We start from the raw sequence: 11,536 nt of genomic DNA on the forward strand, positions 1-11,536 counted from the left end.
CAAATATTTATCTTTGTAAAAAATAAGTATATCGTTAGCAGAATAGGTTTCTAAAAGCTGAATATTATGTTTGAAAATCAATGGGAAGTAATAAAATATATAGAAGATAAGTTTGGAAATAAACTTTCTTACGTGTCAGCCCCTTATCAGAATGCAAATTTGCCATATTTTAAGGATATAGATACTGGTATTGAGTTTGTTTATATTCCAGGAGGAGAATATAATATGGGGTTCTCTGAGGAAGAATATGCACAGATTTTGAAATTGACAGAAACTCCAAATATTTCGATTGAAGAAATGCAACCTGTGCATAAAGTAAAGCTTAGTCCATTTTTACTTAGTATTACACCAGTTTTAAACAGTCATATACTCAACTATAATAATAATTTTGGTAAATCCATCGCAATAGATGGGGAGGCTTATAGTCCGTTCTTCTGTGAATATTCATTAGCAGAAAGTATAGCTGCAGACTTATGTTCAAATATTCCTAATGAAGAAGAATGGGAATATGCTTGCAGAGGTGGAAAGCACTCTTTATTTTGTTTTGGCAATTCTCTTCCTACTGAATCAGAATTAGAGAAATGGATGTCTTGGGATTTGTTCTCTTTGACAGAACTAAACCACAATGATTTTGGTCTATATGGTCTTTTTTTTGGAGAGTGGTGTTCTAACGATTTCACTGTTAATCTTAAAATAGGTTCTGATACGGTGTCAGATTCTAAAACTGTAAGAGGAGGTGGAGCATTATTCTTTCCTTGGCAAGATGAAGAATGGGTATATTGCTTGTCTGCTTTTAGAATGCCTTCAAAAGATCTTTTAGACAATAAGGCAACTTTTAGACTGAAATTGGAAATTTAGTGTGGTAACTTAAGTTTTTTTTGATTTAATGTGCATTCAAATCTTCACATCAATTAGGATATTTATGTGGGAATATTCGGTAAATTCTCTACCTACTTGCTTCACCAATATACAAATTTATCAATAGCACCCAAAAAGAGACATAATTCAGACTGGCATTATCCTGTTGATTTTTGGACAGAAAAAGATGGTTCTGAAGCAAAGCAAAATACTATAATTGAAAAAGCTATTGGCTAATGCTGATAGTTATTTATAGGGAAAGAAACATAGTGAATTGTCTACTTCTTTACGAATTAAACTACGATGACTTTAAAGAACACCATTAATTGTAAATAAAAAATGATATGGAACATGATGAATTGATTAAATTAATATTTAAAGAATACCAGATGGCAGACAAAGATAAATATACAAATTTATTTCTTTCAAGCCTAAGTACCCACCGCTTAGAATGGAGAAGTGGACTTCCGGTTCTTGCAATTATGCAGAGTTTTCCTTTTCATCATTTCCAATCTCAGTCTCTACCACCAAACTTTAAATGCCTGAGCGAGGAAGACCAGCATTTTGTAATAAAACGTATGCCTTGTGTAATATGCTCTAATTATAAAGAAGCATTTGCAGATTCTAATAATCAAGATTCTAATAATATTGGAGGCTTAACAGATTATACATTAGACACATTTTATCAATATCTAAAGAGTACGAATGCTATGGAGAATGTTCTGCCTAACGAAGACGATATTAATATTTTCTTGCAGATGTTGAGATACATACAGGAAATAGATTATAATACAACTATTAAGCGAGGAATAACCTCGCTAATTAGTAAGATAAAAGAATTTGAAACCAATTTGTTTGAACTTCAATTACTTTTAGAAACCTTAGGATATTGCAGTATATTGGAAACAAAAGAACATAAGGGATTGCTTCACCAATATACAAATTTATCAATAGCACCCAAAAAGAGACATAATTCAGACTGGCATTATCCTGTTGATTTTTGGACAGGAAAAGATGGTATAAATAAGAAAGCTCTGGATTATTGGTTTGGTTGTTATTTATCGGCTACAGAGTAATAGTGTACCTTCAGTTATAACGAGGAAAGACAGTTAATATCTATTAGATAATAGAAAGCATCTACAGAAACGTTATTGTTTACTTATAAAAAGCAAATTGCAAACTTCTGTAATGCCCTACCCGATTGGTATCCATTTATGGTTGAACAACCTCCTTCACACGCCTACAGTTGCTCCGTGTATTCTATCGCTTTGTTTTAATAATTCTCTGCTTTCTATGACAAAGCAATTTATTAAGAAATAAGAATTCCTGTCACTCATGTCATTCGATACAGGCGTATAACTGCTTGATTTATAATATATTTATACGAATTGTTAAAAGTGACAGCAAAATGAAATCAAAACTATTATAGTCCACTCTTAAAAGCCTAATATTCCGCTAATTCATAGTATTTATACTGTAAATTATCTACAAATATCTGCAAGTTCTTGTACCGTTACACTATAATTCTTGCAGATATTTAGGTAGTGTCTAAAAAAGTGTGTAAGTCCTCTCTTTCTTATCTTTGCATTTAATAACTGCTTTCATATCCTATGCCTGTTATCTAGAAATTCTTTGAATTAACTGATTACGATGTTATAATTATATGTATGCAAAGATACTGAATTTTCTGATAACACCTATTTTCTGATAACACTTCCTCATTTTTGAAAATCTTCGTTTGTTGTTTGAGTAGGAGCATAATAGTTTGATCTTAACTGTCGAGCTTGTAGGCAAGTTTTATACTATAAAGGTACATTTCCTATAAAGCATTGAAATAAATCCTTTTAAAAGACGACTAAATAGACCTATTCATTAATAAATTGCCGAACAATTTTAAATATGGTTTCTGCTAAAAGTTTACGCCCCGATTTAGTACTAAAATCTAATCCACAAAAAGTTGACCTATTCCCTCTCAAGAGTACATAGTAAAGCCCCCCTGTTAGTACGGCAAATAAAGCTCGTGGTGAAATTTTCTCATTATTAATTTGTTTGGTGAAACTTGGTAAAAATTCCTTAAGGGTAACCTCTCTTTTTCTCGCACTTTTTCGAGTAAGGCTGCTATTTTCATACATTTCCCAAACCATAATGGATTGCATGTCTTTATTTTTATAGATTGCATCTATAAATTTCTCGATTAAGTTCATAAAAAAAGCTTCGGCGTTTTTATAATCGTTTGGATTAATAGCAATATTATCGTTAAGAAAATAATCAAATTGAGAAGTATATGCCTTTATTAATTCTTCATCATTCTTAAATCTACGTTCCAAAACGATAACATCAGTTTTAGACAGATTTGAAACTTCCTTGATGGTAACCGAAGAAATGCCTTTTTCTGAAATAATAGTGGCAATAGCCCTCATTACATCTTGTTCAATTTCTTTTTCCGTTCTTCTTCCTAAATACCTTCTTTTGTACATCTTATTATATTTTTTATTTAAGTATATCAACCCAACCAGTTCATTATTTAGAACTGGTTGGGTAGAATATTAAATGAATGGGAAAAGCCTTATTAAAACAACCCGTTATTTTTCTTTCTGATAGATAAGATAATCTGAACTATTTGAATTCAAACTATGCCATAAAATTAGCTTATTTCCATATATTTTATAGTAATGTTCGTATGTCCAATTAGATAATTTTATACCCAAACCCTTTACAAATACAAATAAATGGCAATTATTTTCTGTATAAAAAACTCTCTTTTTCCCTCCCGGTACGAAATCATAACCAATAATGTCTCCATTAGACATAAATATAAGTTTCTTATTTTCTGAAATATTGGAATTTATTTGCTTCCAAGTACCCAGCAAACGAGTATCCATTTCTTTCTTTGTTAAATCTGGCTCTTTTTCTTCGCATGAAGCTAATGAAAACATTAAAACAGTGCAACAAAGTAGCCAAGATAATAGTCGTAAGTATTTCATATCAATGTATATTATATTTAACATAGGTTTCGTCAAATGTCGGCTCATCTATATTCGATGAGCAACCACTGGTAACGATACTTAGAGAAACAACAAGGGCAAAAGTTATTCCTCCAGCAAAAGTTTTTTTATTCATATTAGATTTCTTTTGTAAAGAACTTGGCAATAATGCCGTTGTAAAGGTAATACAAATTTTATTATATCAAAATAACTTGGATATATTTTTCAAAAATTCTTTTTCATAGCTGATTACAATAACATATACTTTATTTTTTGATAAGTTTGTATGAAGATAATTGATTTGAATTAAAAACAGAAGCACTGCGCTAAAAAGGTATAATAATTAAAAAATATTTCTGTAAAATATACTTTATGTGAAGTAAATATGTTAACTTTGCAAGAATAAAGAGAATCATCATTGATGATTCAATAGCTATTGCAGAAAGATGGAAGTCAAGAAGCATTATAAATGTCATATATTTTATCGATACTCAACGTATCGTAGAACTTCCTTTCTCCACAAAGAACCGACAAGTGTTCTGAAACATGATGTCTGGGGTGTAAATGAGTAATATTATCACATTTCGTTGCTAATCAAATGAAGGACAAATGTATTCACAATTATTCTCACCATATAACTTATACTCCTGTACTACGCAAAGTGAACGTAGGAATAGTGGATTAAATAAGGACGATTTTGCTGAGAAGGTGGATTTACTCCTTGGCAATAGCATAAATGATGGTACATACCAGTTCGCAATAAAAGCCTGGCGGGACTTATTCCTCAATAACCATCCCAAAGGTTCTTTGGATTCCCTTTGTCAAAATTTGATTTTGCGTAAGCTATATAAAAATATCAAGCGCATATATGGAATTGGTCAGTCTAATCGCAACCTAATCGTGAAACAGATGGTTTCGTTATTGATAGATGGGTCTCATAAGTGGATTATTCGTCTTGATATACGAAATTTTTATGAATCCATTGAACGCAGCCTACTTATGGAGCGTTTCCAAGAAGATGGACGTTTGAATTATCAGTCTATCAGTCTTCTCAAAAATCTTTTTGCTAATCCAAGTATTTCCGAGAAGAAAGGATTACCTCGTGGATTGAGTATAAGTTCTGTGATGTCAGAACTTTATATGAAGTATTTTGATTTGGAGATTCGCAGAATGGAAGGTGTATTCTACTATGCACGATTTGTTGATGATATCATAATATTTTGCAGCAGTAAAATTTCGCAAGAAAATATTTGGATAAAGATTCCTAAGTTATTGAGTAATATAGGGCTACAACTTAATGAATCTAAGTCATATAAGTGGGATAACCAACAGAAGATTTTAAACCTTACCTATCTTGGTTATACATTTTTTCCCAAAGAAAAGAATATTATAGAAATAACCATAGCTGATAAGAAAGTGAATATCATAAAGACCCGCATAACCAAGAGCTTTGTGCGCTTTGCCAAAGATGGGGACTTCGACAAACTAAAGAACAGAATAAAATTTCTTACAGGCAACTTCACAATCTATAATCCCTCTACTTTATTACCAATCAGAATTGGAATCTACTTTAATTATAATATGATAACCTCTAAAACTTCATTATATGAACTTGATAAGTACTACCAGAGATTGTTGCATTGCAAAACGGGACGCTTAGGAACAAGGTTGAGAATACAGATGACTGTTATCCAGCAAAAGGAACTATCCAAATATTCTTTTGTTTTTGGTTTTGAAAGACATGTAAGACATTACTTTACTTCTGCAATGATTGCAGATATAACTAATTGTTGGCGATGAGTAAGGATATAAATCTAAATAATACATACAGAGTTCTTCTAACTGAAGTCTTGCCATATGAACTTCCTTTGATGCTTGACAACGAAGGCTTCTATCTCAATATGCAAGATGAAGATTTGCAAAATATATTCAATGAGACCTTCCGGGGAAAACTAAATAAATGGACAATTCCTTTCGATTACTCTGTCCGTAAATATGGTGGAGACAAGAGCCGTAAACTTAGTTTAATGCATCCTGTTACTCAATTGCAATGCGCTGAGTTTTATAAATCTCATGATAGCTATATGCTTTCACTTTGTAGTAATAGTCCCTTTTCTCTTCGATACATATCAGAGTGTGCCAAATGTATATTCAAGACTGACGAAACGGAAACTATGGATGCTCCGGAACAACAGAACCGCATAGAAATTTTAGATGATGAAGTGGAGAAACGATACCGTTCGTATTTCAGTTATAAGCGTTACGATATGATGTATAAGTTCTTTACCAGTGGCGATTATCTTCGTTTGGAACAAAAGTACACTAATCTGATGAAGATGGATATTGCCAGTTGCTTCTATCACATATATACTCATACTATAACATGGGCTGTTAAGGGCAAGGAACAAGCTAAGGCTCAAATAGGCAAACCAACCTTTGAAAATGCTTTTGACACCCTTATGCAGCATACAAACTACAATGAAACGAATGGGATAATTGTCGGTCCAGAGATTTCTCGAATATTCGCAGAAATTATCTTGCAACGTATTGATGTCAATGTGCTCAACCGCCTTAAGCAAGAGCCATATTCTTTAAAACTCGGTCGTGATTATGAAATCAGAAGATATATCGATGACCATTATATTTACGCAAATAGCGAAGAAATACTGCGCTTAATACTTGATGTCTATAAAGAAGAATTCCAGTTCTATAAGCTTTATATTAACGAGAGTAAACTTGAATTTTTGGAGCGACCTTTCGTTTCAAATGTATCTGTTGCAAAACGAGAAATTAACGAACTAATATCCAATATTTCCGAACACTGGTTAATGAAGGATGAAAATCATAAATACAAGCATATTGTAAAGAATGAGATGAGCACCTTTTCATCCGTCGTAAACAAATTCCGTTCGATTACGTTTAGGTATAATCAGAAGTATGGTATATTGAATAGATATTTTCTTGCATTACTCATCTCACAACTATGTGAAGAATCGAAGAAGGAAAGTGCTATTAATGCACCTTCTAAACTACCTTTGATGTATCTTGAAATCGCTTTTTATGTCTTCTCTTTGGATATGAATACTTCTGCTTCCATAAAACTATGCCGTATTTTGAACGAACTGCATATATGGGCAGAAAAATGTATTGACAAAACTATATTGCCAGAACTGGAAAATAGAATATATCGTGAAGTAAAACGCTGTTTGGATATTTACGAGGTTAATAGAAAAAGTAACGAAACCAATCTCGAAGTACTTAATTTGATACTGTGTCTCAGTCATATAATGAAAACACCAATACCACGAACACAATTGGTTAGACTCTTCAATATTACTGAGGGCTGTATAACGGAATACAAGCATCAAAACTATTTTCAGATATGTACTCTATTATATATTATTGGTGGGGATACAAACTATAATGATATTAGAATTAATATTTTAGAAGAAATCAAACATCGAGTTAAAGAAGAAAATTCGATGTGGCATGCAGACACTACAATGCTTTTCTTTGACGCTTTAGTCTGCCCTTTTTTCACGAAGAGTGAAAGAAAGGATATATTAATGGAAGCGTGTGGATATGAAGAAAACACAGCGTATAATAAATTGAATATTTATAACAAAACGAAGAGATGGTTCTTTAACTGGGATAAAAAATGTGACTTATCTGATTTGTTATCTAAAAAAGAATACCATTCTCCATACGAATAAGATGAACATACGGAATCAGCAAAAGCCCGAAGAGACAGTTCTGAGGAAGTCATCCATGATCAAGAATACGACCAAAGAATATACGTTCAATTAGAGTTGCTGACTTAATTTTAGCGCATGCGTGTGCTGAATTATTGCTCAATGAATGCATTTGCAACAAAGAGAGAACGAGGGGTATAATCCCCGCACACTAATGACCCCCCAAAGGCTTGTTGCTGATTCCGCTTTATTTATATTTATTCGAACTATTTGCTATAAATTAAATCAAGTTAATATAGTCAAAGTTTCATTCTTGATATATAGAATTTTTTCTCTTTTTATGACTATACATATATATAGTCGTTCCTTAAAAACTATATTTCAGCATAAAGCTTGTACTGACAAGCTCTATGCTGATTCTTTTTATAAGGTACAAAAGAACTCTCATAGCTCTTTTGAAGTTATATGCTGCCGCAGCTAATAATACATTGATAGCATCTTCGTTATCATAGTCGGTATTAACACGGATACTTTCTGCTAATATTAACTCCATACCTTCCTCACCTATACGATTTCTGAAGTGAACTAACTCGGAAGCGTCACAGGGTTGTTTTGGCATAAATTCAAGTCCACCACAGAAGTATTGGTAGTAAGCATTCTCGCTCCATTGAAAAACCACCATTTCATCAGACACATTACGCAAATGTTTTAAAATTAAAAGACCACACATCAAGCGAATTGGATGAGCAGGGCGGCCGTTAGTGCTGCAATACAAAGGAGAAAAAGCATTTTCAAAACATTCCCAATTAATCTTATTACTAAGTTGGAAAAGGGGATGTTGATGGCTAAGCATGTCCTCTAAAGAAGAGAACATAGAGAGCTGTTTAGATGTACGTTTAAGCATAAATATCTACAAGAATTATAGTGTAAAGGTACAAAAACTTGCAGATATAAACAAATAATTTACAGGATAATATACTATGAATCAGAGGAATATTAGGTTTTTAAGGGAGGACTATTTGTCATTATATTTATGAAAAACATATTCGTCTCCATCATCTTGATTTATATATATAAAAACGCTGTGAGGTATCTCCTCCTTAAAGTTTATTAAATTGAGGATTCCAAGAACAGGCTGCCCATTCAAATCTTCTTCCATTACATCCTTTATATGTAAAATATTATCTTCAACTTTTACAAAAAAACCTTTGGAGAAATTTGAGTAATACCCTTGTCTTATTCTATTTTTATACACAATAATATTTCCAGATGAATGAGGGCTTTCTTTTAGCCCAAATGTATCTTCTTTTTTTAAAAAGGATATAGTGTCATTATCTGAATTAAGAATACTCCCCACAAAAAGAATTTCTGACTTACATATATTATTTCTGTCTTTTGCTATTATAACAACCTTTTGTTTTATATGATTAACAATTTTATTTTCATATCTCACAACGGTCCTATCATATTTTTCAAAGGTTGTATAGATTGTGTCTCTTACAAAGTCTTGACTTATATTGTGAGATAATCCTTTTGCATTATAATAGCTGTTGATGCCGCTTATAAAACAAAATAGTAAAAAAAATCTGTACATATATCTTCTTTTATAAGAGGGTGTGTCAAAATTGATACATCCTCTTACGCCTAATCTTTTAAAAATAACATTGATAACCAGATGATTATCTTAATAAACCCAATTTGGAGCATTAACAGTTCATCCAAAATTAAGATGAGGAATTACTATCACCAATTTAAAGAAGGGAAACACGATTTAAACATCAAAAAAAGATTATTCATAAAATATTCATAATCTTTGAGATGCTCATTATTTACTCCTAAAGTACACACTGCTGGGAAAAAATACCTTTTACTTGTTCCGTCTGCATATAATACAAAAGCATTATAATCAAGGAATGTCACATATTTTGGTGAGTGTTGCTTATTCCCAGAGCATTCGTACATATATTGTACATATCTTTCAAATTCTTTCTTTTGTAATTTTGCTATTTGTTTTGAATATTCATTTTGACTCAAATTTCGTATTTTACCATTATTTATTCCACATTGTATGGTTAGAGAATCTGTATAAAAGCACACTTGATAATTATACTTATTTTCAATAAAAAATTCTCCATACAGAATATTTATGTACGCTATTTTTTGTGCAGAACAGTTGATGCTCTCACAAAATATAAGAAATAAGAGCATAAAGAATGTTTTTTTCATTTTCGTAATCCTTTCAAAATAACAGTTCTTTCGCTTACTGGAATTTCTTTACGTCTTTTGGCCATTACCGCATTATCTAAATTTTAAATATGATGTTACGCTCATTCCATCCGTCATTTTATATTTCCCAAAATTGGTAAACTCAATGGTATCAATCTTGTTATCTTTTAATTTTAATATGATCATTGTTATATCACAGTGACTTAACTGCTTCAATGATTGGATATATTGTTTATCTACCCAAAGAGAGCGAACCGCTTCTGGATGTATGACGCACATTACCTTATACTCTGTTAAGGTTTCAAGTGGGATTATTCCCTCTATCCCCACTTTTCTATTTAGCACTTTGATAGGCATACCCACATATATGGGGAGACCAATTAACCTATTTGTCTTCAATATACCCTTGGACAATTGATACGGAGCAGATTTTATTGGTATTTTTTCATAAATAAGAGTATCTGATGAAGATGTGGCATAAAATCTTATTGGAAGATCATTGTCAAAATTAAGATTATACCTTGAATATACCTTCCTTGCTCTACTTTTTGATCTTATTGATAATATATTCGCCCCAAAAAATATTGGGTTATCGGATATAACTACCAACGTATCATTAATCCCTAACGCAAGATACAACCTGTTTTCTACACTTTTCTGATAGTATTCTTCGTCTTGGGGCCAAATCCGGATACCATAATATGTTACATTGCTCTGAGAAAAATTAGTTGTTATAGAATCTGTTAGTTCATTATCTTCAGAATTTAGAGGACTACAGATTGGAGACTTTACTTCTAGTGCGTCTGTTGATTCATCATTTTTATAATTCAATGAGACTCTCGAAGAGCCAAGACAACAGCTGCACATAAATACATACAACATCAAAGATAAGGACTTCTTCATTTTTAGAGTGTGTCAAAAGTTAATTAGTCATTCCTTAAAAACTATATTTCAGCATAAAGTTTGTACTGACAAGCTCTATATTACTGACAAGCTCTATATTGATTCTTTTTATAAGGTACAAAAGAACTCTCATAGCTTTTTTGAAGTTATATGCTGCCGCAGCTAATAATACATTGATAGCATCTTCGTTATCATAGTCGGTATTAACACGGATACTTTCTGCTAATATTAACTCCATACCTTCCTCACCGATACGATTTCTGAAGTGAACTAACTCGGAAGCGTCACAGGGTTGTTTTGGCATAAATTCAAGTCCACCACAGAAGTATTGGTAGTAAGCATTCTCGCTCCATTGAGAAACCACCATCTCATCTGACACATTACGCAGATGTTTTAAAATTAAAAGACCACACATCAAGCGAATAGGATGAGCAGGGCGAGCATTATTGCTGCAATACAAAGGAGAAAAAGCATTTTCAAAACGTTCCCAATTAATCTTATTACTAAGTTGGAAAAGGGGATGTTGATGACTAAGCATGTCCTCTAAAGAAGAGAACATAGAGAGCTGTTTAGATGTACGTTTAAGCATAAATATCTGCAAGAATTATAGTGTAAAGGTACAAAAACTTGCAGATACAAACAAATAATTTACAGGATAATATACTATGAATCAGAGGAATATTAGGTTTATAAGGGAGGACTAATTATATTATAAAGAACCAGAGTTCGATATAAGAAAGCATTGAAAGTATATCTTATAAAAATATTTCCATTTTTGTTTGTAAAAAAAATTACTTTTCTCATTTTTATTTTATATCTTTGTAAATAATTTAGTAAAAATAAATAAAAACAGAAAATTATGTCGAAATTAAC

The 11,536-nt window shown here is 31.9% G+C and carries 10 protein-coding genes and 2 pseudogenes; 4 read left to right on the forward strand and 8 right to left on the reverse strand.

The window, feature by feature from the left end; genetic code table 11:
• Positions 1–66 precede the first annotated feature (66 nt).
• Positions 67–858, forward strand: coding sequence for a formylglycine-generating enzyme family protein (locus tag HMPREF9144_RS08560; RefSeq protein WP_006045569.1), 792 nt, complete (start codon positions 67–69; stop codon positions 856–858).
• A gap of 344 nt (positions 859–1,202) precedes the next feature.
• Positions 1,203–1,934 (forward strand): hypothetical protein, encoded by a 732-nt coding sequence (locus HMPREF9144_RS08565; protein WP_006045571.1) that lies wholly within the window; start codon positions 1,203–1,205, stop codon positions 1,932–1,934.
• 789 nt (positions 1,935–2,723) lie between these two features.
• Here HMPREF9144_RS08565 and HMPREF9144_RS08570 read toward each other — a convergent pair.
• The 3 genes from HMPREF9144_RS08570 to HMPREF9144_RS13800 all read right to left on the reverse strand — a co-directional run bounded on the left by HMPREF9144_RS08570 (position 2,724) and on the right by HMPREF9144_RS13800 (position 3,978).
• Entirely contained in the window at positions 2,724–3,335 is a 612-nt protein-coding gene (locus tag HMPREF9144_RS08570; protein ID WP_006045573.1) for a TetR/AcrR family transcriptional regulator, read from the reverse strand.
• 105 nt (positions 3,336–3,440) lie between these two features.
• Positions 3,441–3,842, reverse strand: coding sequence for a hypothetical protein (locus HMPREF9144_RS08575; RefSeq protein ID WP_112316923.1), 402 nt, complete (start codon positions 3,840–3,842; stop codon positions 3,441–3,443).
• Between the two features lies 1 nt (position 3,843).
• Positions 3,844–3,978, reverse strand: a complete 135-nt coding sequence (locus HMPREF9144_RS13800) for a hypothetical protein (RefSeq protein WP_006045575.1) — start codon at positions 3,976–3,978, stop codon at positions 3,844–3,846.
• Positions 3,979–4,451: 473 nt separating this feature from the next.
• Here HMPREF9144_RS13800 and drt3a point away from each other — a divergent pair, with 473 nt between their 5' ends.
• The gene (gene drt3a / locus HMPREF9144_RS08580; protein WP_006045577.1) at positions 4,452–5,642 is read left to right on the forward strand and encodes an antiviral reverse transcriptase Drt3a; all 1,191 of its coding nucleotides are present in this window, start codon (positions 4,452–4,454) and stop codon (positions 5,640–5,642) included.
• Positions 5,639–7,555, forward strand: a complete 1,917-nt coding sequence (gene drt3b, locus HMPREF9144_RS08585; RefSeq protein WP_006045578.1) for an antiviral reverse transcriptase Drt3b — start codon at positions 5,639–5,641, stop codon at positions 7,553–7,555. Before drt3a ends, drt3b begins: the two co-directional genes overlap by 4 nt.
• 475 nt (positions 7,556–8,030) lie before the next feature.
• Here drt3b and HMPREF9144_RS08590 read toward each other — a convergent pair.
• From HMPREF9144_RS08590 to HMPREF9144_RS08610, 5 genes and pseudogenes are all read right to left on the reverse strand, one after another.
• Positions 8,031–8,438 (reverse strand): annotated as a pseudogene (locus HMPREF9144_RS08590) (transposase); the annotation flags it as partial.
• Positions 8,439–8,549: 111 nt separating this feature from the next.
• Positions 8,550–9,128, reverse strand: coding sequence for a hypothetical protein (locus HMPREF9144_RS08595; RefSeq protein ID WP_006045580.1), 579 nt, complete (start codon positions 9,126–9,128; stop codon positions 8,550–8,552).
• A gap of 149 nt (positions 9,129–9,277) precedes the next feature.
• Entirely contained in the window at positions 9,278–9,760 is a 483-nt protein-coding gene (locus HMPREF9144_RS08600; protein ID WP_006045581.1) for a hypothetical protein, read from the reverse strand.
• 72 nt (positions 9,761–9,832) lie between these two features.
• Complete coding sequence (locus HMPREF9144_RS08605) at positions 9,833–10,663, reverse strand: hypothetical protein (protein ID WP_083818117.1); 831 nt, start codon at positions 10,661–10,663, stop codon at positions 9,833–9,835.
• Between the two features lie 181 nt (positions 10,664–10,844).
• Positions 10,845–11,252, reverse strand: a pseudogene (locus HMPREF9144_RS08610) (transposase); the annotation flags it as partial.
• Between the last annotated feature and the right edge of the window lie 284 nt (positions 11,253–11,536).

The sequence above is a fragment of the Prevotella pallens ATCC 700821 genome (assembly GCF_000220255.1).
In the GTDB taxonomy this organism is placed as follows: domain Bacteria; phylum Bacteroidota; class Bacteroidia; order Bacteroidales; family Bacteroidaceae; genus Prevotella; species Prevotella pallens.

Coding starts and splice junctions, on each gene's coding strand:
- HMPREF9144_RS08560 (WP_006045569.1), top strand. CDS start 67: ATGTTTGAAAATCAATGGGAAGTAATAAAATATATAGAAGATAAGTTT.
- HMPREF9144_RS08565 (WP_006045571.1), top strand. CDS start 1,203: ATGGAACATGATGAATTGATTAAATTAATATTTAAAGAATACCAGATG.
- HMPREF9144_RS08570 (WP_006045573.1), bottom strand. CDS start 3,335: ATGTACAAAAGAAGGTATTTAGGAAGAAGAACGGAAAAAGAAATTGAA.
- HMPREF9144_RS08575 (WP_112316923.1), bottom strand. CDS start 3,842: ATGAAATACTTACGACTATTATCTTGGCTACTTTGTTGCACTGTTTTA.
- HMPREF9144_RS13800 (WP_006045575.1), bottom strand. CDS start 3,978: ATGAATAAAAAAACTTTTGCTGGAGGAATAACTTTTGCCCTTGTTGTT.
- drt3a (WP_006045577.1), top strand. CDS start 4,452: ATGTATTCACAATTATTCTCACCATATAACTTATACTCCTGTACTACG.
- drt3b (WP_006045578.1), top strand. CDS start 5,639: ATGAGTAAGGATATAAATCTAAATAATACATACAGAGTTCTTCTAACT.
- HMPREF9144_RS08595 (WP_006045580.1), bottom strand. CDS start 9,128: ATGTACAGATTTTTTTTACTATTTTGTTTTATAAGCGGCATCAACAGC.
- HMPREF9144_RS08600 (WP_006045581.1), bottom strand. CDS start 9,760: ATGAAAAAAACATTCTTTATGCTCTTATTTCTTATATTTTGTGAGAGC.
- HMPREF9144_RS08605 (WP_083818117.1), bottom strand. CDS start 10,663: ATGAAGAAGTCCTTATCTTTGATGTTGTATGTATTTATGTGCAGCTGT.